The organism is Pseudomonas sp. S1_E05, assembly GCF_056337105.1.
Genome location: NZ_JBFRHM010000001.1, coordinates 2035850 through 2059762, shown reverse-complemented (window position 1 = coordinate 2059762; position 23913 = coordinate 2035850). Strand labels below are relative to the sequence as shown.

Here is a 23913-nt window from a genome sequence, read left to right as displayed (position 1 = left end):
CTACCGGCTAAATGACGGTCAGGCGTGAACCGAGAAGGTCACTTCCACCGGGTTCAGGTCATTGATCGGTATGATGTCCTGAGGGCAGGCCGACATCACCACGACCACGTCCATCGCGGCGCGAATCTCCACGTAGTCGCCGGCCTTGGATACCGGTGGCAGCCACTCGACGGTGTAGTCAGGCTTGACCGGGATGTTCATCCACAAGTTGAACGGCTGCGGCACTTCGTGGGAGCGCAGGCCGATGGCTTGCAGGGCCAAACGCATGTTGTCGGCGCAACTGTCGTGGTAGCCCTCGACGCCCAGGTTGGTGTAACGGTGCAGGTCGCAGGCGGCCATCAGGGTGTCGTGGATGCCCGGGGAGGTGTCGGTCAGCAAGGTACCGATGGTGCGCCGGCGGTTGCTGAACAGGTCATCGCCGACCTTGGGGATGATGCTGTTGCAATGGGCTCGGGCGTGTTCCATCGAGAGGAATTCGCTCATGTCTTCGCTGTTGAACAACCAGGTATCGCACACTTGGGTGCCGTGGGTGTTGACGATCTTGATGGTCTGGCCGGCCTTGAGGCGCACGGCGCGGCCACAGCGAGCCGGCACGGTGTAGATCTCGCCCGGTACCGGGGTGCCATCGAGCGAGATCGGCTCCTTGAGCGTGGCGTTGATGCCCAGCGAACTGCCGTTGTCCGGCTGGCAGCAGGCAGGAAAGTCGTGGCTATGGGTGATGTGGGTCATGTCGATTCCTTGGTCTCAGGGTTGTTCGGCAAGTGCAACCAGGCTCCAGGCCAGTGCCTGGGCGCCCGCGTGCAGTTGCGCGGGTTCTGTGAATTCCAGCGGGTTGTGGCTGATGCCATCGCGGCTGGGGACAAACAGCATGGCGGTCGGGCAATGCCCGGCCAGGTACATGGCGTCATGGAACGCGCCCGAGCGGATCGACTGCCAGCCAAGGCCGGTAGCCGCGCAGGCTTGTTTGAGCACGTCGAGCACCGGTTGGGCGAAGACGGTCGGCGCGTGGCTGAACAGGCTCGACAGCTCGGCGTCGACTGGCAGGCAGGCGGGCAGTTGCTGATCGAAAGCGGCGAGCACGGCAGGGGCGGCGTGACGGAAGTCGATGCTGAAGGTGACTTCGCCGGCAATCGTGTTGATCGAGTTGGGGTGCACGTTCCAGCGGCCAAAGGTCAGGCGCTTGTCGGCGCCGGCCAGTTGTTCGGCCAGCGCGTCGATGCGGGCAAGTGCTGTCATCGCCATCAGCATGGCGTCGCGGCGCATGTCGGTCGGCGTCGTCCCGGCGTGGGCGGAGGCGCCCTTGCAGCGGACCTGGTACCAGCGCACACCCTGGATGCCGCTCACCACACCCAGCGGCACATTGGCCTGCTCCAGCACCGGCCCTTGTTCGATGTGCAATTCGACAAAGGCGTGGGTGGTGATCTTTTTTCGCAGGGGCAGCAGGGGAAAGCGCCGGGCGTGGGCGTCCAGGGCTTCACCCACGGAAACGCCGTCAGCGTCTCGGTTGGCGCGGTAGGCGGGCAGGCGGCTGGGGTCGACATAGGCGCTGGATCCCATGGCGCCGGGGCTGAAACGGCTGCCTTCCTCGTTGGTCCAGACCACCACTTCGATCGGGCGACGAGTCTGCACATTGGCGTCGGCCAGGGCGTGCAGGCATTCCAGGCCGGCCATGACCCCGTAGCAGCCGTCCAGCTTGCCGCCGGTGGGTTGAGTGTCGATGTGGCTGCCGGTCATCACCGGTGACAGTTCCTCACGGCCCTCGCGCCGGATGAAGAGGTTGGCGCAGGCGTCGGTCCATACGGTGCAGCCGAGCGTTTGTGCCTGGTTGATGATCCACGCGCGTGCGTCGAAGTCTTCTGGCGACAACGCCTGTCGGTTCATGCCGCCTGACTTGCCCGGGCCGAAAGTAGCCAGGGTTTCCAGCAAGCCGTCAAGCCTGGTTGGGGAAACGGCATGCATGACATTGTCGGTATTCATGCACTCACCTGCGGACGTGGGGTCAGGCTGCGGTTGAACCAGGGGCGCAGGAACTGTTGCAAACGCTCGGTTTTGGGGGCATGGAACAGCGACGACGGGGCCCCGGTCTCGACGATGGTGCCGGCTTCCATGAACACCACCTGGCTGGAGATCTGCGCGGCGAAACTCATTTCATGGGTGACCATGACCATCGTCATGCCGTCGTCGGCGAGGCTACGGATGACCTGCAGGACTTCCTCGACCAACTCCGGGTCCAGTGCCGAAGTCGGTTCATCGAGCAGCATCAGGCGCGGCTTGACCGCCAGCGCCCGGGCGATGCCTACGCGCTGCTGCTGGCCGCCGGAAAGGCGCGCGGGGTAAGCGTCCGCCTTGCCACTCAGGCCCACTCGGGCCAGAGCCTGGTCGGCCAGGGTGCGGGCCTTGGCCTTGTCGATCTGCTTGCCCAGGACCAGCGGCGCCATGACGTTTTCCCGTACGGTCATGTGCGGCCACAGGTTGAACTGCTGGAACACCATGGACAGCGGCCTGCGCACTTCATCGATCTGGGCCTCGCTGTCGCGGTCGTTTTCCAGTCGGCCACTGCCGCTGTACCCCAGCAGTTGCCCGTCGATCCAGATTTCGCCCTCGTCGTAGCGTTCGAGGAAGTTCATGCAGCGCAGCGCGGTGGTCTTGCCCGATCCGGAGGGACCGATCAGCGAGACGATCTCGCCCGCTTGCACGTGCAGGTCAAAGCCGCGCAGCACGCGATGGGTGCCGTAGGACTTGCCGACACCGCGCAGTTCAAGAAGCGGTAGGTTACTCATCTGCTCAGCCTCGCAGGTGGCGTGTCATGCGCAGGCCCAGGGCGCGGGCGACGGCGGCGACCGTGGAGGTCAGCAGCCAGTAGCTCAGCACCAGCAAGGCGTAGGGCATGACGTAGGAAAATGTGGTGGAGACGATGCGCCCGGCGGTCATGGTCAGCTCCGGGACGGTGATGATTGAGGTCACGGCGCTTTCCTTGAAGGTCAGGATCACCTGATTGCCCAACAGTGGCAGGGCGAATGCCAGCGCCTGCGGCGCCTGTACATGCCAGAACGCCTGGCGGCGCGACAGACCGTGAACCCTGGCCGCTTCCAGCTGGCCATGGGGGACGCTGGCCCAGGCCGAGCGGAACAGTTCGGCGAAATAGGCGCCGCTGTACAAAGCCAGCGACAGGATGCTGGCTTCAACGGCTTCCAGGCTCAGGCCGATCACAGGCAGGCCGAAGTAGATCACCGCCAGTTGCGCGAGAAACGGTGTGCCACGGATCAGCCAGACGTACAGGCCGTAAACCGGGGCGAAGCCCGGCACCGCGATGCGCGCGGCATTGAGGCCGAAGCCGAGTGCCAGGCCGATCAGAGCTGCGGCCAGGCTGATACCCAGGGTGACCAGAAGCGCGTTGGCGAAATCCGGGAGGTAAGTGGTCAAGTCGTGCATTAGGTGCGCTCCTGCCAGTGGCGTTCCAGACGGTTGCCCAGCACACTCAGGAGGCTGGTCAGGACGAGGTAGAACAGGCCCGCTACCAGGTACACCTCAAGGGGGCGATAGGTCTGCGACACCAGTTGCTGGCTGACGCGCATCAGGTCCGTGATGGAGATGACGGACACCACGGCCGAGACCTTGATCACGTCGATCAACTCGCTGATCAGCGCCGGCGACGTGATGCGCAGCACCTGGGGCAACTGGATGTGCACCAGCGCCTGGTACTTGTCAATGGCGAAGACCGATGCCGCTTCCATCTGGCCCTTGGGGATGGCGGCAAAACCGCTGCTGAGGATCTGCGACTGATAGGCCGCCGTGTTGAGAGCCAGGGCTGCCGCAGCTGCTGCGAACGGAGGAATGTCCAGGCCCAGCGCCGACGGCAGGTAGAACAGCAGCAACAGTTGGGCGAGCATCGGCGTGCCACGGAAAAAGCTCACGTACACCCGGGTGAATGCAACGCCCACGCGGCTGCGGCCGTTGGCCAGGAGGTGGATCAGCACCCCCAGGACAAAACCGAGCAGCATGCCGATGGCGCACAACCACAATGTAGTCCATGCGCCTTCGAGCAAGGCAGGCCAATACAACGCCAGACGGCTGCTGAAATCGTTCATCGGCTTAGATGCTCGGGACCGGCATGGCGTCGGTTGGCAGCTCCATGGCGAACCCGAACCACTTGTCCTGCAGCTTTTTCAGCGTGCCGTCGTGCGCCGCACGGGCAATGCCGTCACTGAACAGTTTCACCAGGCTTTCGCTGTCGGCGTCCTTGCGGCCGACCCAGCCGAAGTAGGTCACCGGCCCGACCATTTCCGGCAGCGTGGTGAACACGCCAGGGCGTGCTTTCATCAGCGGGCCCAGGTTGGACAGCGACTGGGCGACGCCATCGAGTCGGCCATTGGCGAGGTCGGCATAGGCCTCGTCAAAGCTCACGTATTCCTTGATGCGCTTGAGCCCTGGTTGACCCTCGGCCTTGAGCTTGCTGTCCAGCGCCTGCAAGACCGCCAACTGCCCCGAGCCTGCCTGCGAACCGATCACCCGACCGTTGAGATCGGCGATGGCCTTGATATCGGCATCGTCAGCGCGCTTGAGCAGCGCCACGGTGGATTCGGCAATCGGAACGGTGAAGGCGAACTGATCGTAACGCGCCTTGTTGACCGTGACCGAGGTGACGACGAAGTCGAACTTGTTGGTGTCCAGGCCCGGCAGAATGCCCTGGAACGGCAGGTCGAGTTGGCGAACCTTGACTCCCGGCAGGTCGGCGTCGAGCACGTAATGCATGAGGTCGACACCGTAGCCGACGATCTTGCCGTTCTCTACCGATTCGAAAGGCGCAAAACGCGCCTCGGTGGCGACCACGATTTCCTGTTTCTGCTTGATGCGTTGCAACAGGTCATCGGCGTGTGCCAGGGAAACGCTGCACAACGTAACCAGCGATAAGGACAATGCTTTGAGCGTGAAACCAGTCATCGGTAACCCCCTTGAATTTTCTCTGTTCGCATTCAAGTAACTTGAATAATGATACAGAGGCATGAAGTGTGCCAACACTTCGGACCCGCAAATTCAGGAGGGTTGCGCCCTATCCGGCGCTGGCGCTGCACCGATTGCGCGCGGCAGGAGGGCGTTTGCCTTGGTGTGGTGCGCCGGCAGCCACTGGCTAACCGGCGATCACAATCGACTTGGCTTCGAGGAAGGCTTCCAGCCCATACAGGCCATTCTCCCGGCCAACACCGGATTGCTTGAAGCCGCCAAACGGCGCAAGCGGGTCGATGGTGCTGCGGTTGATCAACACGCCACCGGCGTGAAGTTGCAGGGCGATCTTTTGCGCACGAGCGACGTCCGTCGAGAACACATAGGCCTGCAATCCGTAGACCGAGTCGTTGGCCATCGCCACGGCCTCGACGTCCGTTTCGTAGGTGAGGATCGACAGCACAGGGCCGAAGATTTCTTCCCGGGCGATGTCCATGTCGTTGCGCACCTGGGCGAACACGGTCGGCCTGACGTAGTAACCGCGCTCGATGCCCTCGGGGCGCCCCTCGCCACCGGTAATCAAGGTTGCGCCTTGTTCGAGACCCAGGCGGATGTAGCGCTGAATGCGTTCGTATTGGTCGTGGCTGGCCAGCGGGCCGATGGCGGTGGCAGGGTCACGGGGATCGCCCACCTGCAACGTGGCCACGTAAGCGCGCACCCGTAGCAGCACTTCCTCCAGGCGCTGGCGTGGGACCAGCAAGCGGGTGCCGGCGATGCACGCCTGGCCGTTGTTCATGAAGGCGGCGGCCGCGGCCTGCGGGATGACCGTGGCGAGGTCGGCATCGTCGAGCACAATGGTTGCCGATTTACCCGTGAGGCCCAGGCTTACACGCTTCATCGTGTCCACTGCTGTGCGGGCGATCCGCTTGCCGGTCTGGGTCGAGCCGGTGAAGGAGATCTTCGCCACGTCGGCGCTGGTGCTCAGTTCATCACCGACGTCTTCGCCACGCCCCAGCAGGATGTTGAAGTAGCCGTCTGGCAAGCCGGCGGCGTGCAGCGCCTGGGCAGTTACTTCGGTTTGCAATGGGCTGAGTTCGCTCGGCTTGATCACCGAGGCGCAACCGGCGCCCAGCGCCGAAGCCAGTTTGTTGCAGATGGTGCCGGCGACGCTGTTCCACGGCACGATCAGGGCCGAGACGCCGACTGGCACCTTGTGCACCACGCCGTCACCCAGGCGCTGGGTAAAGTCGTAGATAGCGAGGATATCGGCGGTGCGGGCGAAACACTGCGAGGCGTACTGGCTGACCCACTGCGCACGGGAAACCGGGCCGCCATATTCCTCGATGGTCACGTCACGAATGTCATCGGCGCGGGCGAGCAGGGCGGCTTGCAGTGACCTGAGGATGTCGATGCGCTCGGCTTTACCGGTCTGTTCGAGCGATGGTTGTGCACGGTTGGCCGCTGCAATGGCTGCCTTGGCATCGTCGCGGTTGGCCAATGTGGTCGCACCGATGACCTCCTCGGTCGCCGGGTTGATGCTGTGTATCACCGTTTCGCCGTGCACAGGTACGAAACGGCCATTGATGTAGGCCTGGTTGAACTGGCGCATGCCATGCTCCTCAAGAGGGTTGAGCGCCAGTTTAGGGCTGAGCTATTGTCTGGACTACGCAGGCAAAGACGCTTGAGCTATCTGGAAAATCAGGACAATGCACAAGAGCGGACTTATCGAATTGCATGTGGTGCTGGCCGTGGCCCGTCGCCAGAGTTTTCGCGCCGCCGCCGTAGAGCTGGAAATGTCCACCTCGGCGGTGAGCAGCGCCGTGGCGGGGCTGGAAGCGCGCCTGGGCTCCCGGTTGTTTCATCGCACCACCCGCAGCGTGGCGTTGACCGATGCTGGCCGCGAGTTCGTCGAGCAGATCGCCCCGGCGGTCAAGCAGATCGAAGAGGCCATGATCACCGTCAGCGACCAGCGTCTGATACCGTCGGGCAGCCTGCGAATCAACAGTTCTCTTGGGGCGGCGTTGATGAGCTGGCAGCCATTCATGGCCGAGTTTTCCAGGCGCTACCCGCAAGTGACGCTGGACGTCGTCACTGAAGGGGAGTTGGTGGACATCATCGCCGAAGGCTTCGATGCCGGACTGCGACCCAGCCATCTGGTGCCCAAAGACATGATCCGTGTGCCGATCACCGAGGCGGTGCCGATGGTCATCGTGGGTTCGGCAGACTATTTTGCCGAGCATGGCAAGCCCAAGCGTATCAGCGACCTGGCCAACCACGCTTGCATCCGCGCCCGCCTGCCCAATGGCACGCCTTCACCGTGGCAGTTGCCGACCAGGGGCAAGGCGGTGGCGGTGGATGTGCCGGGCATGCTGGTGCTGGATGCGCCGCTGATGATGCGCCAGGCGGCGCTGTCTTCGATGGGGTTGGCGCAACTGGCGCGTTGGTATGTAGCGGATGATCTCGACAGCGGGGCGTTGGTAGCGGTGCTCGAGGATTGCGCAATGCAAACGCCGGGGCTTTGCCTGTATTACTCAGGCCACCGCCACGTACCGGCGGCGTTGCGGGCGTTCATTGAGTTGATACAGGAAGTGCGCGGGTAAATGATCTGTAGGAACACGTTCCCACAGGGATTGCGGCATGCCGAGATTTTGCGGTGCACACAAAACCCCGTAGGAGCGAGTTCACTCGCGATGGTCGTCAACGATGACGCGAGCTGCCTGGATGCCCGCGGTGTCCGGTAGAGCAATCAATGATGGGCCATCGCGGCCCAATGTCCCTCGGCCAACTGATTACGCCCTTGCGCCTTGGCGGTATAGAGCGCCGCATCGGCCACCTCGATCACCCCTTGTAGAGGCTCCAGCTGGGCGCCCGTTGCCGTGACGATCCCAATACTCACGGTTACCCGTCCAAAAGGACTGGCGTCGTGGGCAATGTTCTCGAACTGCAATCGTTGGAGAATGCTGTGTGCCACGACCACGGCACCTTCTGTGCTGGTGTTGGGCATGATGACGGCTATTTCTTCTCCGCCATAGCGTGCCACCAGATCGGAGGGCCGCCTGACACACTCTTCAAGGATACGACCCACTGTCTGCAGGCACGCGTCGCCGGCGACATGCCCGTAGGCGTCGTTGAAACGCTTGAAGTAATCGATATCGAGCATCAGCAAAGCCAACGACGTGCCTTCGCGCTGCGCCCGCCGCGCTTCCTTGGCCAGGCTCTCGTCAAAACAGCGCCGATTGGCGAGGCCGGTCAGCGCGTCCTTCATCGCCAGCAATTCAAGCTGCCCGTTCGAGGAAAGCAATTGCTGCTGAGTCGTCAGCAGTTGGGCCTCTACCTGGGTTCGACGACGGATATCCAGGATCAAAAACCACCCGATGAGGCCGGTAAGACCCAGAAGCCCGGTCACGACGACTGCCGACAGCAAAGCCTCCATGCGCCACGCCGCCAGGGACTCTTGTTTACCAAGCGCGACAGTCGTGACCAGCGGCAATACGTCACTCTTTCGGAAGGCATAAAGCCGCTCTACGCCATCCAGGCTGGAGGTAAACGAGGCGGTGCCGACAGATTGATCGACAAGATACTTCGCATAGATGGGCGACTTGGAAAAGTTGCGGCCCATGTCCTGCTCTCGGAAGGGATAACGCACCAGCATCGTACCGTCGGTATAGGACAGCCCGATGGCCCCATCCTGGCCTACGTCGATCTTTCCAAACAGTCGAAGAAAGTTCTCGATGCCCAGGGTGACTGCGACGACTCCGGCAAACTGGCCTTGAGCATCATTGAAGCGTCGACTGACGGTGATGACCCATTCCTGGTTGGAACGGCTTTGGATCGGCGGGCCAATAAAGGTCTCACGGGAGGGATCGTTGCGATGATGAACGAAATAGGCCCGATCACGGCTGTTCGCCCCAGCCGGAATCGGCCTGTTGGAAGACATCAGCCAGTTTCCCTGATTATCGTAGACCGTCACGCCACTGAGCTGTGGCATCAGTGGCTGCTGTCGATTGATCAGCGAAGTGAATCGCTCTATCTGGGCCGGCCCGCTGCCTTCGGTTTCCAGGCGTTCGACGAGGCCAAGCAGCAGGAGCGAGCTCTGGCGGACAATGCCTTCGGAGTAGGTTTCCAGCGCCTGGGTGAGGTTCAACCCCTGGATGTTCACTGCTTCCAGCACTTTTTCTCGGGACGCTATTACCTTCCAGATAGTCAGCGACGCCAGAGAAAAACCGATCACCAACATCAAAAGCACTACAAGCCGGGTATCACGCTTCACGTCACTACCTTATGGAAAGTCCTTTTCACATCCCAACAACAGTATGGAACAGGTTAATAGCTGCGGCTGTTTGCCCTCATGTTGCCAAGGATACAAGCTGCGATACGTTGCTGCAGCAACAGATTCAGAGCAAGGCAAGTGCGCCCTGACTCATGCCTTGGTCGTTGTAACGAACGCCCCCCCACTTGCGCAATCCGATCGAATCCTTGCCTGATCCTATGAACATGCAGGGTAATGGATAGGAATGATGGGACTCAAAGGCTACAGTCTGGCCATCAGGAGTCCTTCATCATGCGCCATGTCAATCCCAGCCATGAATCTTCACTGGCCTTGAATATCGACCCGCGTGTCACTCACACGGGTGATTTTGCAACGTCGATTCCCGGGCTGGCTTTGTTTCGTCGCGACCAACCGATGGCACCTGCCGTGTGCATGGTCGAGCCAAGCCTGATTCTGGTGGCCCGGGGCGAAAAGCGTTTGTGGGTGGGCGGCGAGAGCTACCGTTACGACCGTAGCGGCTTTCTGATTACCTCTCTGGACTTACCGGCCAATTCCGAAGTGCTGGTTGCCAGCCGCGAGGAGCCCTGTGTCGGGCTGGTCCTGAAACTGGATGTGCCGATGCTGGCCGAAGTCATCGCCAAGGGCGGTATGCCTGCAACCCGCAGTCGTACGATCGACAAGGGCGTCGGCATCGGCACCATGACCACGGCGCTGGACGAGGCGCTCAATCGCCTGGTGGCGCTGCTCGATGAGCCCGAGGCGATTGCGGTGCTCGCGCCGTTGATCCTGCGTGAGGTTCATTACCGTTTGCTCAAGAGCGATCAAGCCGCGCGGTTGCGTCAGATCACGGCGGTGGACGGGCAGGGTTATCGCATTGCCAAGGCCATCGACTGGCTCAAGCTCAACTACACCATTCCTTTGCGGATCGACGAACTGGCGGCCCGGGTACAAATGAGCGCGCCGACCTTTCACCACCATTTCCGTCAACTGACTGCCATGAGCCCGTTGCAATATCAGAAATGGCTGCGCCTGAACGAAGCGCGGCGATTGATGCTCAGTGACCGCCTGGATGTGTCGCGGGCGGCATTTGCGGTAGGTTACGAAAGCCCGTCGCAGTTCAGTCGTGAGTACGGGCGGATGTTTGGCAGTGCACCCAGAAATGACATAGCCAGCCTGCGCGGCCAACCGGAGACCTTGTAGGAGCGAGCTTGCTCGCGATAGGGCCGTCAATTCCTGCAACAACATTGCCTGACACACCGCCATCGCGAGCAATCGAGCGTCGACCGGCTGCTCCTACAGTGGATTGGCGGTGTTTTAAAAACATAACTAGCCACACCAACCGATGATCAGCGGGTGAACCATGGAACTACGAATCAACCAGAAGACTTATCAGGTCGACGCCGACGCCGATACGCCCCTGCTGTGGGTGATTCGCGATGACCTGGGCATGACCGGCACCAAATATGGCTGCGGGCTGGCGCAGTGCGGTGCGTGCTCCGTGCTGGTGGACGGCAACGTCGTGCGCTCCTGCGTGACGCCGGTGGCCGGTGTGGTCGGTCGCGAAGTGACCACGATCGAGGCGATCGAGGCCGATGAAGTCGGCAAACGCGTGGTGGCGACCTGGGTCGAACACCAGGTGGCCCAGTGCGGCTACTGCCAGTCCGGCCAGGTCATGGCCGCCACGGCACTGCTGAAAAACAACCCCAACCCCAACGATGCCCAGATCGAGGCAGCGATGGTCAACCTCTGCCGCTGCGGCACCTATAACGCCATCCAGGCCGCCGTCCATGATCTGGCGGGCCAGCCTGCAACGAAGGGGGATGCCTGATGAACGCGCCTATCGATTCTGCACAAGCGTCCTTGCTGACCGACCCGGTCAACGTCTCCCGGCGCCGCTTCCTTGCCGGCACGGCCGTGGGCGCGCTGGTACTCGGTTTCGGCCTGCCGCTCGGTTCGGCGCGTGTTCAGGCGGCTGCCACTGTCGCCGGAGAACGTGGCACCCAGGTGCCGGCATTCCTGGAAATCCGTCCCGATAACACCGTGCGCCTGCTGTGCCCCTTCATGGAAGGCGGGCAGGGCACCTACACCGCCATGGCGCAGATCGTTGGCGAAGAACTGGATGCCGATCCGGCGACTTTCCTGGTTGAAGCCGCGCCACCGGGCGAGGCTTATGTGGTGATGGAAAACGGCATGCGCATCACTGGCGGCAGCATGTCGGTGCGCATGAGCTACCCGACGATGCGTCGCCTGGGTGCTTTGGCCCGGGCCATGATGCTGCAGGCCGGTGCCGAAAAACTCGGTGTACCGGTGGGCGAATTGACCACCGAGCCTGGCAAGGTGGTACACGCCGCATCGGGTCGGTCAGTGGCCTACGGCGAGCTGGCCGAGCGCGCCATGGACCTGCCGGTGCCGGATCCTGCGAGTGTGAAATTGCGCGACCCGAGCCAGTTCCGTTGGATCGGCAAACCCGTCAAGCGCGTCGACGCCTACGACAAGTCAACCGGCAAGGCGCTCTACAGCATCGACCTGAAAGTCGACGACATGCTGCACGCTGCGGTGCAACACGCGCCGCGCCTGGGCATGACCATTGGCAACCTGCGTAACGAAGAGCAGGTCAAGGCCATGAAAGGCGTGCACTCGGTGCATCGCCTGCCCGGCGCGGTGGCGGTGGTGGCCGAGCGCTGGTGGCATGCCAAACGCGCGGTGGAAGCGGTGCAAGTCGACTGGCTGGAACCGGGCGCCGACTCCAAGGTGCGGCCAATGCCGGCGGATTTTTCCAGCGATGATTACATCAAACGCCTGGCTGCCGAGAAGGGGCCGGCTCGTGACAGCGAAAACGAAGGCGATGTTGCCGGGGCTTTGGCCAGCGCCAAGAGCAAAATCGAGGCGACGTACCACAATCAGTACCTCAACCACGGTCAGTTGGAGCCACCTTCGGCGCTGGCACGCTATAACCCGGATGGCTCCCTGGAAGTCTGGCTTCCCAACCAGGCACCGGACATGTTCCGCGCCGACATCGCTAAGCGCACCGGCCTTGATGCTTCGCGCATCACCTTGCATTCGCCGTTGCTGGGTGGTTTTTTTGGCCGGCATTTCCTTTACGACTCGGCCAATCCTTACCCGCAGGCCATCGAGCTGGCCAAGGCCGTAGGACGCCCGGTCAAGCTGATCTGGAGCCGGGAAGAGGAGTTCGTCCGTGATGCACTGCGGCCCGTCGCGGCGGTCAACTTCCGCGCTGCGCTGGACGCTGACGGCCTGCCGATCGCCATCGAAGCGATCAGCGCCACCGAAGGCCCCACCGAAGCCCTCGCCGGCAAGCAGGGCGAGAAAAACGACCCGACGGCCCTCGAAGGCCTGGCCGGCAAGTCGTACGCGATCCCCAACAAGCGGATTGCGCAGATTTACGTCAAAGGCCCGATGATGCTCGGCTACTGGCGGTCGGTGGGCAATTCGCTCAATGACTTCTTCTACGAAGCGTTCCTCGATGAAATCGCCGACAAGGGGGGCAAGGACCCGTTCGAACTGCGCCTGCACCTGCTGCGCGACAACCAGCGCCTGACCACGCTGCTTAACGCCGTGGGCGAGTTGTCCGGTGGCTGGAAACGCGGCCCGTTCACCGCCGAAGACGGCAGCAAGCGCGCCCGTGGCGTGGCCATGGCTTCGCCGTTTGGCACGCAGACGGCTGTGATCGCCGAAGTATCGATCGAGAACGGCCAGGTCAGGGTTCACGATATCTGGCAGGCGATCGACCCGGGCAGCATCGTCAATCCGGCCATTGTCGAGGCCCAGGTCAATGGGGCGGTCGCATTGGGGCTGTCGCAGACGCTGGTGGAGGAGGCGGTGTACATCGACGGCAAGCCTCGTGCACGCAACTACGATTTGTATCCGATCCTGCCGCCTTCACGGATGGCCCGGGTGCACGTGCGCATTGTCGAAAGCGGGGAGAAAATGGGGGGCATCGGTGAGCCGCCGTTGCCGGCGGTAGCGCCGGCCGTGGCCAATGCGGTGGCAACGCTCACGGGGCAGCGTATCCGCAGCATGCCGTTAAGCCGATACACCTTCACTTGACCCGCCCGGAGCGCCCATGAATAACCGCCGATTCGCAAGAACCGCTTGCTGGTTGGCCGTGCCGTGCCTGATCGCGGCCGGCCTGCTGGCCTGGTATGTCACCCGCGAGCCTGCCTCGCCTTTGCCAAACGAGCCGGCCGCTGTGGCCGATATCGACCCGGCCCTGGTCACCCGTGGCGAGTACGTCGCCCGGCTCAGCGACTGCGTGGCCTGCCACAGCGTGCCCGGTGGCGCACCGTTTGCCGGCGGCCTGGAAATGGCCACGCCGCTGGGCAACATCCACGCCACCAACGTCACCCCGGACCGCGACACCGGCATTGGCGGCTACAGCCTCGCCGACTTCGACCGCGCCGTGCGCCACGGCGTCGCGCCGGGTGGTCGGCGGTTGTACCCGGCCATGCCATACCCGTCCTACGCCAAGCTCAGCGACGATGATGTACGCGCGTTGTATGCGTTCTTCATGAAAGGCGTGGCGCCGGTCAAGCAAGCGAATATCCCCAGTGACATTCCCTGGCCTTTGAACCTGCGCTGGCCCATCGCTCTGTGGAATGGCGTGTTCACCGACTCCGCGCCCTACGTGGACAAGCATGCCAAGGACGAACTGTGGAACCGCGGCGCCTACATCGTCCAGGGTGCCGGCCATTGCGGCAGTTGCCATACACCTCGTGGCTTGGCGTTCAACGAAAAGGCACTGGATGAAAGCGGCACGCCGTTTCTCGCCGGCGCCTTGCTCGATGGCTGGTACGCGCCGAGCCTGCGCGACGATCACAACACCGGTCTGGGTCGCTGGAGCGAGCCGGACATCGTGCAGTTCCTCAAGACTGGCCGCAATAAACATGCGGTGGTCTATGGCTCGATGACCGAAGCGTTCAACAATTCCACGCAGTTCATGAGCGATGACGATCTGGCGGCGATAGCGCGTTACCTGAAATCGTTGCCCGGCGACCCTCAGCGCGACGGCACGCCCTGGCAATACCAACCGGTGGCCGCCACCGCGCTCGAGACGCCGGGAGGCCATACCTATGCGACCCGCTGCGCGTCCTGTCACGGTGCCGATGGCAAGGGGCAGCCGGAGTGGATGCCGCCGCTGGCCGGTGCCACGTCCGCCTTGGCCAAGGAAAGCGCGTCGGCGATCAACATCACCCTCAACGGCTCGCAGCGCGTGGTCGCCGCCGGTGTGCCGGACGCCTACCGCATGCCGGCGTTTCGCGAGCAGTTGTCGGACCAGCAGATTGCCGAAGTCCTGACGTTCATGCGCAGCAACTGGGGCAACCAGGCGGGGGCGGTGGATGCACAGGCGGTCGGCAAGCTGCGCGAGCACACCGACCCGGCCAGCAGCACCCCGATCATCCTGCAGATGCGCTAAGGAGAGCGAGCTTGCTCGCGATGAACGATCAGGCACCGCGGGCGTTCAGGCATCCCGCGTCATCGTTGATGTCCAACGCGACGGTGCGACGATTCGACAAGCCCGCTCCCACAGTTGACCGCATTCCCCTGTAGGAGCGGGCTTGCCCGCGATGAACGCCCAGGCACCGCGTTGATTCAGGCATGCCGCGTCAAGGTTGGCGACCCTCGTGGCGGTGCGACGACTCGACAGGCTCCTCCCCGCAGGTCTGCGCCAATATGAGGTCGGCGGCGCGCTCGCCGATCACGACGCATGGCGCCATGGTGTTGCCGGCCGTGATGCGCGGCATGATGGATGAGTCCGCGATCCGCAAGCCTTCGATGCCATACACTTTGAGTCGATGATCAACCACGGACAACGCATCTCGACCCATCTTCGCGGTGCAGGACTGGTGCCAGTAGGTCACCGCTGATTGGCGGATGAACCGCTCCATCGCGCGTCGATCACGCTGGCCGGGGACCACCTCTCGCTGCACGAGGCCAGCGAGGGCCTGGCTGTTGCCAAGCTCGCGGCACAATTGGATGGACGCGAGCGCAGCGGTCATGTCCTCGGGAGCGCTGAGCGAGTTCGCCTCGATCAGCATGTCGTCCAGCGGGCCCGCACCGGACAGACGCAAGCGCCCCCGGCTCGCCGGGCGCGCAAGGCCGGCGAACATCGTCCAGCCATGCGCCGGCGCCTCGACACCCACCTCACGCGGCGAGGGAACCGCAAATTCCAATTGGCACTGCAGCAAATCCGGTGCATCCAGACGGGCATCGCTTTTCCAGTACAACGTTGTCTCGCAACCACTACCACCGATGGCCTGAGGCTGTCGATAAGCCCAGGTGCAGCCGAAGGCCACATGGTCCTGGTGATTCTGTCCGACCCCAGGCAGGTGATTGATCACTTCGATACCATGGGCGCGAAGCTCATCATCCGGCCCTATGCCCGATTGCATGAGCACCTTCGGAGTGTTCACCGCGCCCATCGACAGCACAACTTCGTGTTCAGCGTAGAAGCAGCGACGCTGGTTTGCGCTCACGACCTCCACGCCGATCGCTCGGGTCCCCCTGAACAGCACACGCGACACCAGTGCCCCGGTGAGGACGGTCAGGTTTGGCTGGTGCAGCCGAGGCTTGATGTACGAGTCATACACCGACTCGCGCTGGCCCTGGTTGATGCGCAGATCCGCAATCGCGATCCCGCCGTGGCCCTCCATCATCTCGCCGTTGGCACTGTCGAACCGAGGAATACCGAGTCCGCTCGCCGCCTCCAGGGTCGCCCAGGCCAGTGGCTGCGGGGCGGTTGGCTGAGACACATGAACCGGGCCTGTCGTACCCCGGCGCTGCGCATCGGGCCGGCCTTGCCAGTTTTCGATGCGAGCGTAATAGCGCAGTACCGAGTCATAGCCCCAGCCCAGGTCCCCCGACTCGGCAGCGAAGTGATCCCAGTCCGAGCGATGCCCCCGCGCCCAGACCATCACGTTGATGCTCGAACCGCCACCCAGTCCCTTGCCCATATTCAATGGCAGGCGTCGGCCATCCAGATGGGCATTGGGTTGTGCTTCGAACCCCCAATCGCGTTCCGTACCCAGGTTCAATGGCCATTGTCCAGGCTCTGTGACCTCGGGACCGAAGTATCCCTGTCCGGCTTCGATCAACAGGACCCGAAGGTCGGGTCGGTCGGCCAGTCGGGCGGCGACGACGCAACCGGACGTACCGGCTCCGCAGACGATGAAATCGTAATGGCTCATGCGTCACCTCCGCTGAAGGTGATGCTGATGCGTGTTGATCTGATTGTTTGCATGGTTGAGCTCCCTTTGAGGAAGCCCGGATTCTGCTGCCCCGTCTGGTCGCCCGGTATCGGTTGTTTATCCGACCCCTGGAGAGACCGGGTTGGCGCGTGCCAGGGCGGTGAATGCCTTGAGCGCGGCGCTGGGATTGCGTCGGTTGGGGTAGTACAGGCAGAGGTCGTCCCGGGGTGGCGTCCAGTCTTCCAGCACCCGCTCGAAGGTGCCGTTCTCGATTTCTTCCAACACATCCTGCTCCATGAAAAAACCCAGCCCCACACCAGCCTTCACGGCGGCCTTGGCCACGCCAGGCTCATCGAGCGTGAGGGGGCCGTTGACTTCAAGCCGGGTCACTTCACCTTCGTACTCGAAATGCCAAGGATAGATCGCACCGTTGGGTAAACGGATTCGCAAGCACGGATGGCTGACGAGATCGGCGGGTGTGCGAGGTCGGCCGTGTTCGGCGAAGTACGCGGCGGAGCCGACCACCGCGTAGCGTTGCCGTTGCCCCAGCGAAATCACGATCATGTCGCTGGGCACCAGGTTCGCGGACCGTACGCCGAAATCGAAACCCTCAGCGACGATATCGACCAGTCGGCCCTCGGTCACGATGTCGATGTGTACCTGGGGGTACTGCCGCAAGTACTCCAGCACCAGCGGCAGCAGTGCGGCGCGGGCGGCACTGGCAAAGGCGTTGATGCGCAGTACCCCCGAAGGTCCGGAACTGTGGGATTGCACCGCGTCGAGCGCGGCGCGCACATCCTGCAAGGCCGGGCCAACCTGCTCCAGAAACAGCCTGCCGGCTTCGGTCAGCGACACGCTGCGTGTGGTGCGATTGAACAGGCGCGTGGCGAGATGGGCTTCCAGACGAGCGATGGTGTTGCTCAACGCAGTCGTTGAAACGCCCAGGTCGATCGACGCCTGCCGAAACGATGCCCTGCGTGCCACGGCGATGACGGCGTCCAGGTCGTTGAGGCAGAGGCGCGGGTCTGACATTGGATAGTCCTGTCTGGCGGGATAGGTCATTCATATTTGTCCCAGTTGAGCAAACTATCCCGCGAGCGGCAAGATCCGGGGTATTCAATCAGTGAGACAGGAGAGCAAGTCATGAACCTCGAATTGAACGGCAAACGAGTCCTTGTCACCGGCGGAACACAAGGGGTCGGCCAGGCTGTCGTCAAGCTTCTCGTGGCCGAAGGTGCCAAGGTCGTGACGTCGGCGCGGCATCCGACCGATGAGGTCCCGAATGTTTTGTTCGTCCCGGCCGACCTCTCGACCCGCGAAGGTTGCGCCGCGCTGGTCACCGCCATCCAGCAACACCTGGGTGGTGTGGACATCATCGTCCACGTGCTGGGTGGCTCCTCATCACCCGGTGGCGGCTTTGTGGCGCTGGGCGAAGAACAATGGCAGCGTGAGTTCGACCTCAACCTGCTGCCGGCCGTACGCCTGGATCGAGCCTTGCTGCCGGACATGATCGAGCGCAAAACGGGCGTGATCATCCACGTGACGTCGATCCAGAGTCGCCTGCCGCTGCCCGAAGCCACCACCGCTTATGCCGCCGCCAAGGCGGCGCTGTCGACCTACAGCAAAAGCCTGTCGAAGGAAGTTTCGCCAAAAGGTGTGCGGGTGGTGCGGGTGTCGCCGGGATGGATCGAAACCGAGGCCTCTGTGGCCCTGGCGGAGCGACTGGCCCTGGAGGCCGGCACGGATTACGAGGGCGGCAAGCAAATCATCATGGACTCACTGGGCGGCATCCCGCTGGGCCGACCCTCGACGCCGTCGGAAGTGGCTGACCTCGTCGTTTTCCTGGCTTCGTCCCGTGCGGCGTCCATTACCGGGAGTGAGTTCGTGATTGATGGGGGGACGGTGCCGACGGTTTAACGGGAGACCTGCCACTGACTGAACGCCGTGTTCATCGCTTGCCACGTCTCACCATCAGCCGGGATCAAATGTTCGATACGCAACGACTCGACCGTAATGTCCAGCGGCATGCCGAACGTGGTGAACGTGGACAGGAAATTCAGCTCGCCGTAGCTCGAGCGCACGCGGGTCAGTACCACGGGCGCAGGCGTGGTGTTCAACGCCACGGCCGGCGCGCCCGGCATGTCCCGCAGCCGCCGCGCCAGCTCGGGGTTGCTCAGCGCCTCTCTGGCGGCGCGCTGCCAGGCGATGGCACGGATCTCGTCGGCGTTGACCAGATGATCCCCCAGGCCACCGGGGCGTAACAGCGTGTCCAGCAAGTTCAGGCCCGACAGGCCGTTGGCGTCGATACCCACCATCGCCAGCAGCAGGCCGGTGCTGGCATTGGCGGCGGTGACATTCCAGTGGCTGTCGATGACGATGGCGGGCGCCGGGTTGTTCGCCTGCAAAATGTGCTCGACCGCATCAGACACCATCTTCAGCGTCGGCGCGTTGGCCCCGGATGCGACGTAGCGCGGGGCAAAACCTGCCGCGAGGAAAATCTCATTGCAGTGCTCCAGCGGTACATCCAGCGCCGAAAGCAGGGCGTGCAGCGTGCTGGGGCTCGCCTTGGCGCGCGCGGTTTCCACGCAGCTCAAGTGGCGCTGGGAAACCCCGGCGAGCAGTGCGAGCTGCATTTGGCTCAGCCCCGCCTGACGACGCAGCCTGCGCAGTTGCTCACCCGCGCAGGTGCCTGTCGCCGGGCCGGTTGGGTGGAAAGGTAGGTGGCTCATGCTTGAACTCTGACTGTCCTTGTGAAGAGCGTCCATGACCTGTGAGGTCATTGAGGCATGGCGGACTCTAACACTACCTTGGCGCAACCACTCACCAGGGAGAACAGGATGAGAGTCAACTACCTCGCGCTGACCGTACTGATCATATTCACGCTCTATACCGGCTGGACGATGACGATCGCACAGCAATCGCTCGTGGCGTTCGGCCTTCAACTGCTGGCGCGCCCCGATACCGCACAGGTGGTCATCGACCTGTACTTGATGGCAGCACTGGCCTGTATCTGGATGGTTAACGACAGCCGATCGCGAGGCGGTAGCTGGCTCGGCGTAGTGCCGTATCTATTGATCACGGCAGTGTTCGTCTCGGCGGGCCCTTTGTTGTACATCGCGTTGAGGAAGCGCAGGCCATGAGCATCGTCCTGTCGGTCATCACAGTGCAAGTGTGTGAGGGACCTGTTCGGGAAGCTGTCGTTTGAGGCGGCTCAGAAATGCCTGAACACCGCCGCCGCCAACACCCCAGCAGCAATGGCCGGCAACGGTTTCTTCAACACCAGCATGGTTGCCGCCGTAGTCAGCAGTGCCAGGCGTGCGGCGTTGTCGCCTTCCAGTGCCATGGGCGCGAGGAGGGCGACCAGTACCGAGCCGGACATCGCGCCGATGAACTGCTTGACCCGATACCCGATGGGCACGAAGGACATCACATAGACGCCTCCCCAGCGGGTGGCCAAAGTCACCACGGCCATGATCAGCACGACGATGAAGGCGCCAGAGCCTGCGGTTTCAATGTTCATGCTTGTGCTCCGTCCACAGGGTCCCGGTAATGCCGCCGGCAACCGCGCCGACCACCACATGGCTGTTTTCCGGCAGGTACCGGTAGGCCAGCAACGACGCGCAGGCGGCGACGAACCAGATCACCAGCAGGCGCAGGTTCTTGTCGCCGCCCACCACCATCGCCAGCAGGAAGCAGCCCATCACCATGTCGAGGCCCAGCGCCTTGGGGTCGTGCAGGGTCCCGGCAAAAACCACGCCCAGCCAGGTGCCGATCACCCACGACAGCCACAATGCCAGCCCGCCGCCGAGTAACAGGCCCAGCCCAGGTTGACGGTTGCCGAAGGCTTGCATCGACAGCGCCCAGTTGGCATCGGAAGCCACCAGCATCACCGCGTAACGCTTCCTGGGTGGCACATGTTGCAGCCACTCATAGAGTGTGGCGCCCATGAGCAGGTGTCGGGCGTTGATGGCGAAAACGGTGATGGCCAGGGTGATCAGCGACACATCCGGCCCCCACAATTCCAGCGCGGCGAATTGCGAGGCGCCGGCAAACACCAGGGTGCTCATGGCCACGATGATCGACTCGCTGAGGCCCGCCTGGCTGGCCGCCAGGCCGAAAGCAGCGCCGAACACCACCACGAACAGGGAGATGGGCGCCAGTTTGGTGAATCCGACCCACACCATCTGGCGGTTGAATTCGTGCAGGTTGTCGTCGGCGTGTGTCATGCCGTGGGTATGTCCTTGTTGGGAGATTGTTCAGGGTCAATATGCCTGTTTCCCGGCATTAAGAAAAACGTATAAATCACTGATAAGCTATTCGCTAATCGAATAGTTGGGTGAGGCGATGAATTTCCAGGATTTGCAGATTGACTGGCTCAAATGCTTCGTGGCCGTGGTTGATGCGGGCTCCCTGTCGGGGGCAGCGCCTGAAGTGCATCGCAGCCAGTCGGCAGTCAGCATGCAGATCAAGAAGCTGGAAGCAGCCCTCACGTGTCAGTTGCTGGTACGCGGCCCGCGCCAGCACCAGCTCACGCCCCAGGGGCAATTGCTGCTCGGTTACGCCCGGCGCATGCTCGACCTGCATGCAGAAACCCAGGCGGCCTTTCATGGTGAAGAGCTGAGCGGGCGGATTCGCCTGGGCGTGCCCGATGACTACGCGGCACGTTACCTGACGCCGGTGCTCAAGCGCTTCGCACCGAATTTCGGTGCGGTGGAGATCGAGCTGAACTGCGAGCAGTCGACGTCCTTGATTCCCCGGGTCAGGAGTGGCGACCTCGATCTGGCCCTGGTGTCCCGCGACAGCCCGCGCCATGGCACGCTGCTGTTCCATGAACCGATGGTGTGGGTCGGTGACCCGCAGTTCCAGGTCTGGCGCCGTGACCCGCTGCCCATCGCCGTGTACGAGGACGCCAGCCTGGCCAAACGCACGGCCTTGCATTCCCTGGCGCTCCAGGGGCGGCGCTTCAAGGTGGTCTACAACAGCTCCAGCCTCGCCGGGCAGATTGCCGCCGTCGAAAGCGGCCTGGCCGTGGCCGTGCTGACCCATTGCAGCGCGCCGGCGCACTTGCAGATACTGGGCAGTGAACAGGGCCTGGGCCCGCTGGAACCCATGGAAGTCTCGGTGTTTCGCAGCCGCGCCTCGCGGGGCTCGAAGGCCGTGGACAGCCTGCATGACCTGCTGATCAGGACGCTGCGGCTGTCCGCGCCTGCCTGACCCAAATCGCAGCCAATCCACACTGCGCTCATGCATTCGGTCGCACCCCCGTGCCGTCCGGCCATTTGGCCGGTACAATGCGCAGTTCAACCGTGCCGAACCAGATAAAAAAACCTATGTCCTTGCCCAAGCATCACTTGGAACTGCTCAGCCCCGCCCGTGACGTGAGCATTGCCCGCGAAGCCATCCTGCATGGCGCTGACGCGATCTATATCGGCGGTCCGAGTTTCGGCGCCCGCCACAATGCCAGCAACGAGGTGAGTGACATCGCCGGGCTGGTGGAATTCGCCCATCGCTATCATGCCCGGGTGTTTACTACCATCAACACCATCCTGCACGACAACGAGCTGGAGCCGGCGCGCAAGTTGATCCACCAACTGTACGATGCCGGGGTCGATGCGTTGATCGTCCAGGACCTGGGCGTGATGGAGCTGGATATTCCGCCCATCGAGCTGCACGCCAGCACCCAGACCGACATCCGCACCCTCGAGCGGGCCAAGTTCCTCGATCAGGCCGGTTTCTCGCAGTTGGTGCTGGCCCGTGAGCTGAACCTCAAGGAAATTCGCGCCATTGCCGACGAAACCGAGGCGGCCATCGAGTTTTTCATCCATGGTGCGTTGTGCGTGGCGTTCTCCGGCCAGTGCAACATTTCCCACGCGCAGACTGGCCGTAGCGCCAACCGTGGCGATTGCTCCCAGGCTTGCCGCCTGCCGTATACCCTCAAAGACGAAAAGGGTGGCGTGATCGCCTACGAAAAACACCTGTTGTCGATGAAGGACAACAACCAGAGCGCCAACATCCGCGCCCTGGTCGAAGCGGGTGTGCGTTCGTTCAAAATTGAAGGTCGCTATAAGGACATGGGCTATGTGAAGAACATCACCGCCTATTACCGTCAGCGCCTCGACGCCGTGCTCGAAGACCGCCCGGACCTGGCACGAGCCTCCAGTGGCCGCACCGCACACTTCTTCGTGCCCGATCCGGAAAAGACTTTCCATCGTGGCAGCACCGATTATTTCGTCAGCGATCGCAAGATCGATATCGGCGCCTTTGATTCGCCGACGTTCACCGGTTTGCCGGTAGGCGTGGTGGAAAAGGTCGGCAAGCGCGACATGCAGGTCGTGACCACCGAGCCTTTGTCCAACGGCGACGGTCTCAACGTGCTGGTCAAGCGCGAAGTGGTAGGTTTCCGCGCCAACATCGCAGAGGCCAGGGGTGAGTTCGAGGAGGAGGGCGAGAAGCGCTATCGCTACCGCGTCGAGCCCAACGAGATGCCGGAGGGCATGTACAAGCTGCGGCCTAACCATCCGTTGAGCCGCAACCTGGACCACAACTGGCAGCAGGCTTTGCTCAAGACCTCCGCTGAGCGACGCATCGGTTTGAGCTGGGTTGCCCAACTGGATGAGCAACGCCTGCACCTGACCGCGACCAGCGAAGAAGGCATCAGCGCCAGTGTGTCGCTGGACGGCCCATTCGGCCTGGCCAACAAGCCGGAACAGGCGCTGGAGCAATTGCGTGACCTGCTGGGCCAACTCGGCACCACCGAGTACCACGCCACTGATGTGAAGCTCGATGCGCCGCAGGCGTTCTTCATTCCCAACTCGCAGCTCAAGGCCCTGCGCCGTGAAGTGATCGAAGCCCTGACAGCCGCGCGTCTGGCGGCCCATCCACGGGGTGGTCGCAAGGCGGAAACCAACCCACCGCCCGTGTATCCGGAGTCGCACCTGTCTTTCCTGGCCAACGTCTACAACCAGAAGGCCCGCGATTTCTATCATCGTCACGGCGTGAAGTTGATCGACGCAGCGTATGAGGCGCATGAAGAAACGGGCGAAGTGCCGGTGATGATCACCAAGCACTGCCTGCGTTTCTCCTTCAATCTGTGCCCCAAACAGGCCAAGGGCGTCACGGGTGTGCGCACCAAGGTCGCGCCGATGCAGCTGGTGCACGGCAACGAGGTGCTGACCCTGAAGTTCGACTGCAAGCCGTGCGAAATGCATGTGATCGGCAAGATGAAAGGGCACATTCTTGGCCTGCCGTTACCGGGGAGCGTTGCGGAACCGGTGGTGGGTTACATCAGCCCCGAAGACCTGCTCAAGACCATTCCCCGCGCTCCGCACTGATGAAAACAAACCGGCCGAAATGGCCGGTTTTTTGTGCCCCTGTGGTAGGGGTTGCCTGGATGCCTGCGGTGTCTGGACTTGCATCGCGAGCAGAGCCGCCGGACCTGTAGGAGCGGGCTTGTCGAGGCGTCGAACCGCCGCGATGGTCGTTAACGATGACGAGGGG

General features: G+C 62.7%; 22 protein-coding genes. 9 read left to right on the top strand and 13 right to left on the bottom strand.

Annotation, left to right across the window (positions count from 1 at the left end; genetic code table 11):
- Window positions 1–18 precede the first annotated feature (18 nt).
- The 7 genes from AB4N33_RS09435 to AB4N33_RS09405 form a co-directional block, all read right to left on the bottom strand.
- Window positions 19–729: a DUF1989 domain-containing protein gene (locus AB4N33_RS09435; protein ID WP_476457099.1), complete on the bottom strand. Its 711-nt coding sequence runs from the start codon at window positions 727–729 to the stop codon at window positions 19–21.
- Window positions 730–744: 15 nt separating this feature from the next.
- Window positions 745–1977 (bottom strand): M20 family metallo-hydrolase, encoded by a 1233-nt coding sequence (locus tag AB4N33_RS09430; RefSeq protein WP_476457098.1) that lies wholly within the window; start codon window positions 1975–1977, stop codon window positions 745–747.
- The gene (locus AB4N33_RS09425; protein WP_476457097.1) at window positions 1974–2780 is read right to left on the bottom strand and encodes an amino acid ABC transporter ATP-binding protein; all 807 of its coding nucleotides are present in this window, start codon (window positions 2778–2780) and stop codon (window positions 1974–1976) included. The genes AB4N33_RS09430 and AB4N33_RS09425 overlap by 4 nt, the downstream gene beginning before the upstream one ends.
- 4 nt (window positions 2781–2784) lie before the next feature.
- Entirely contained in the window at window positions 2785–3432 is a 648-nt protein-coding gene (locus AB4N33_RS09420) for an amino acid ABC transporter permease (protein WP_476457096.1), read from the bottom strand.
- Window positions 3432–4088 (bottom strand): amino acid ABC transporter permease, encoded by a 657-nt coding sequence (locus AB4N33_RS09415; RefSeq protein ID WP_476457095.1) that lies wholly within the window; start codon window positions 4086–4088, stop codon window positions 3432–3434. The genes AB4N33_RS09420 and AB4N33_RS09415 overlap by 1 nt, the downstream gene beginning before the upstream one ends.
- Window positions 4089–4092: 4 nt before the next feature.
- Complete coding sequence (locus AB4N33_RS09410; RefSeq protein WP_476457094.1) at window positions 4093–4941, bottom strand: transporter substrate-binding domain-containing protein; 849 nt, start codon at window positions 4939–4941, stop codon at window positions 4093–4095.
- A 187-nt stretch (window positions 4942–5128) separates the two neighbouring features.
- Entirely contained in the window at window positions 5129–6550 is a 1422-nt protein-coding gene (locus AB4N33_RS09405; protein ID WP_476457093.1) for an aldehyde dehydrogenase family protein, read from the bottom strand.
- Between the two features lie 97 nt (window positions 6551–6647).
- Between AB4N33_RS09405 and AB4N33_RS09400 the strand changes: the two genes are divergently transcribed.
- A complete protein-coding gene (locus AB4N33_RS09400; protein WP_476457092.1) occupies window positions 6648–7541 on the top strand; it encodes a LysR family transcriptional regulator in 894 nt (297 codons plus the stop codon).
- A gap of 146 nt (window positions 7542–7687) precedes the next feature.
- Here the strand turns inward: AB4N33_RS09400 and AB4N33_RS09395 are convergent, their stop codons facing one another.
- On the bottom strand, window positions 7688–9211 hold the full coding sequence (locus tag AB4N33_RS09395; protein ID WP_476457091.1) for a sensor domain-containing diguanylate cyclase: 1524 nt from the start codon (window positions 9209–9211) through the stop codon (window positions 7688–7690).
- 291 nt (window positions 9212–9502) lie between these two features.
- On the opposite strand from AB4N33_RS09395, the gene AB4N33_RS09390 reads away from it, so the two are divergent.
- From AB4N33_RS09390 to AB4N33_RS09375, 4 genes are all read left to right on the top strand, one after another.
- Window positions 9503–10411, top strand: a complete 909-nt coding sequence (locus tag AB4N33_RS09390) for an AraC family transcriptional regulator (RefSeq protein WP_476457090.1) — start codon at window positions 9503–9505, stop codon at window positions 10409–10411.
- 160 nt (window positions 10412–10571) lie between these two features.
- Window positions 10572–11039: a (2Fe-2S)-binding protein gene (locus tag AB4N33_RS09385; protein WP_460125944.1), complete on the top strand. Its 468-nt coding sequence runs from the start codon at window positions 10572–10574 to the stop codon at window positions 11037–11039.
- A complete protein-coding gene (locus tag AB4N33_RS09380) occupies window positions 11039–13279 on the top strand; it encodes a xanthine dehydrogenase family protein molybdopterin-binding subunit (RefSeq protein ID WP_476457089.1) in 2241 nt (746 codons plus the stop codon). The genes AB4N33_RS09385 and AB4N33_RS09380 overlap by 1 nt, the downstream gene beginning before the upstream one ends.
- A 16-nt stretch (window positions 13280–13295) precedes the next feature.
- The gene (locus AB4N33_RS09375; RefSeq protein WP_460125940.1) at window positions 13296–14645 is read left to right on the top strand and encodes a c-type cytochrome; all 1350 of its coding nucleotides are present in this window, start codon (window positions 13296–13298) and stop codon (window positions 14643–14645) included.
- Window positions 14646–14835: 190 nt separating this feature from the next.
- On the opposite strand, the gene AB4N33_RS09370 is transcribed toward AB4N33_RS09375, so the two are convergent.
- On the bottom strand, window positions 14836–16416 hold the full coding sequence (locus AB4N33_RS09370; protein ID WP_476457088.1) for a GMC family oxidoreductase: 1581 nt from the start codon (window positions 16414–16416) through the stop codon (window positions 14836–14838).
- Between the two features lie 117 nt (window positions 16417–16533).
- Window positions 16534–17448 (bottom strand): LysR family transcriptional regulator, encoded by a 915-nt coding sequence (locus tag AB4N33_RS09365; protein WP_460125936.1) that lies wholly within the window; start codon window positions 17446–17448, stop codon window positions 16534–16536.
- A 111-nt stretch (window positions 17449–17559) separates the two neighbouring features.
- On the opposite strand from AB4N33_RS09365, the gene AB4N33_RS09360 reads away from it, so the two are divergent.
- Window positions 17560–18333, top strand: coding sequence for an SDR family oxidoreductase (locus AB4N33_RS09360; protein WP_460125934.1), 774 nt, complete (start codon window positions 17560–17562; stop codon window positions 18331–18333).
- Here the strand turns inward: AB4N33_RS09360 and AB4N33_RS09355 are convergent.
- Window positions 18330–19145 (bottom strand): helix-turn-helix domain-containing protein, encoded by an 816-nt coding sequence (locus AB4N33_RS09355; protein WP_460141983.1) that lies wholly within the window; start codon window positions 19143–19145, stop codon window positions 18330–18332. The two genes, AB4N33_RS09360 and AB4N33_RS09355, sit on opposite strands and share 4 nt — an antisense overlap.
- Window positions 19146–19253: 108 nt before the next feature.
- Here AB4N33_RS09355 and AB4N33_RS09350 point away from each other — a divergent pair, with 108 nt between their 5' ends.
- The gene (locus tag AB4N33_RS09350) at window positions 19254–19556 is read left to right on the top strand and encodes a DUF2834 domain-containing protein (RefSeq protein WP_460141982.1); all 303 of its coding nucleotides are present in this window, start codon (window positions 19254–19256) and stop codon (window positions 19554–19556) included.
- A 71-nt stretch (window positions 19557–19627) separates the two neighbouring features.
- Here the strand turns inward: AB4N33_RS09350 and AB4N33_RS09345 are convergent, their stop codons facing one another.
- Both AB4N33_RS09345 and AB4N33_RS09340 read right to left on the bottom strand, forming a co-directional pair.
- Window positions 19628–19936 (bottom strand): AzlD family protein, encoded by a 309-nt coding sequence (locus tag AB4N33_RS09345; RefSeq protein WP_368558079.1) that lies wholly within the window; start codon window positions 19934–19936, stop codon window positions 19628–19630.
- On the bottom strand, window positions 19926–20642 hold the full coding sequence (locus tag AB4N33_RS09340) for an AzlC family ABC transporter permease (RefSeq protein ID WP_460125928.1): 717 nt from the start codon (window positions 20640–20642) through the stop codon (window positions 19926–19928). Before AB4N33_RS09340 ends, AB4N33_RS09345 begins: the two co-directional genes overlap by 11 nt.
- Window positions 20643–20760: 118 nt before the next feature.
- Here AB4N33_RS09340 and AB4N33_RS09335 point away from each other — a divergent pair, with 118 nt between their 5' ends.
- Together AB4N33_RS09335 and AB4N33_RS09330 are read left to right on the top strand one after the other, a co-directional pair.
- Window positions 20761–21630, top strand: coding sequence for a LysR family transcriptional regulator (locus tag AB4N33_RS09335; RefSeq protein ID WP_476457087.1), 870 nt, complete (start codon window positions 20761–20763; stop codon window positions 21628–21630).
- A 116-nt stretch (window positions 21631–21746) separates the two neighbouring features.
- Window positions 21747–23747 (top strand): peptidase U32 family protein, encoded by a 2001-nt coding sequence (locus AB4N33_RS09330; RefSeq protein ID WP_460125924.1) that lies wholly within the window; start codon window positions 21747–21749, stop codon window positions 23745–23747.
- The last annotated feature ends 166 nt before the right edge of the window (window positions 23748–23913 follow it).

Bases quoted from the DNA above. Each gene is read 5' to 3' on its own strand.
- AB4N33_RS09435 (WP_476457099.1), bottom strand. From the start codon at position 729: ATGACCCACATCACCCATAGCCACGACTTTCCTGCCTGCTGCCAGCCG.
- AB4N33_RS09430 (WP_476457098.1), bottom strand. From the start codon at position 1,977: ATGAATACCGACAATGTCATGCATGCCGTTTCCCCAACCAGGCTTGAC.
- AB4N33_RS09425 (WP_476457097.1), bottom strand. From the start codon at position 2,780: ATGAGTAACCTACCGCTTCTTGAACTGCGCGGTGTCGGCAAGTCCTAC.
- AB4N33_RS09420 (WP_476457096.1), bottom strand. From the start codon at position 3,432: ATGCACGACTTGACCACTTACCTCCCGGATTTCGCCAACGCGCTTCTG.
- AB4N33_RS09415 (WP_476457095.1), bottom strand. From the start codon at position 4,088: ATGAACGATTTCAGCAGCCGTCTGGCGTTGTATTGGCCTGCCTTGCTC.
- AB4N33_RS09410 (WP_476457094.1), bottom strand. From the start codon at position 4,941: ATGACTGGTTTCACGCTCAAAGCATTGTCCTTATCGCTGGTTACGTTG.
- AB4N33_RS09405 (WP_476457093.1), bottom strand. From the start codon at position 6,550: ATGCGCCAGTTCAACCAGGCCTACATCAATGGCCGTTTCGTACCTGTG.
- AB4N33_RS09400 (WP_476457092.1), top strand. From the start codon at position 6,648: ATGCACAAGAGCGGACTTATCGAATTGCATGTGGTGCTGGCCGTGGCC.
- AB4N33_RS09390 (WP_476457090.1), top strand. From the start codon at position 9,503: ATGCGCCATGTCAATCCCAGCCATGAATCTTCACTGGCCTTGAATATC.
- AB4N33_RS09385 (WP_460125944.1), top strand. From the start codon at position 10,572: ATGGAACTACGAATCAACCAGAAGACTTATCAGGTCGACGCCGACGCC.
- AB4N33_RS09380 (WP_476457089.1), top strand. From the start codon at position 11,039: ATGAACGCGCCTATCGATTCTGCACAAGCGTCCTTGCTGACCGACCCG.
- AB4N33_RS09375 (WP_460125940.1), top strand. From the start codon at position 13,296: ATGAATAACCGCCGATTCGCAAGAACCGCTTGCTGGTTGGCCGTGCCG.
- AB4N33_RS09370 (WP_476457088.1), bottom strand. From the start codon at position 16,416: ATGAGCCATTACGATTTCATCGTCTGCGGAGCCGGTACGTCCGGTTGC.
- AB4N33_RS09365 (WP_460125936.1), bottom strand. From the start codon at position 17,448: ATGTCAGACCCGCGCCTCTGCCTCAACGACCTGGACGCCGTCATCGCC.
- AB4N33_RS09360 (WP_460125934.1), top strand. From the start codon at position 17,560: ATGAACCTCGAATTGAACGGCAAACGAGTCCTTGTCACCGGCGGAACA.
- AB4N33_RS09355 (WP_460141983.1), bottom strand. From the start codon at position 19,145: ATGAGCCACCTACCTTTCCACCCAACCGGCCCGGCGACAGGCACCTGC.
- AB4N33_RS09350 (WP_460141982.1), top strand. From the start codon at position 19,254: ATGAGAGTCAACTACCTCGCGCTGACCGTACTGATCATATTCACGCTC.
- AB4N33_RS09345 (WP_368558079.1), bottom strand. From the start codon at position 19,936: ATGAACATTGAAACCGCAGGCTCTGGCGCCTTCATCGTCGTGCTGATC.
- AB4N33_RS09340 (WP_460125928.1), bottom strand. From the start codon at position 20,642: ATGACACACGCCGACGACAACCTGCACGAATTCAACCGCCAGATGGTG.
- AB4N33_RS09335 (WP_476457087.1), top strand. From the start codon at position 20,761: ATGAATTTCCAGGATTTGCAGATTGACTGGCTCAAATGCTTCGTGGCC.
- AB4N33_RS09330 (WP_460125924.1), top strand. From the start codon at position 21,747: ATGTCCTTGCCCAAGCATCACTTGGAACTGCTCAGCCCCGCCCGTGAC.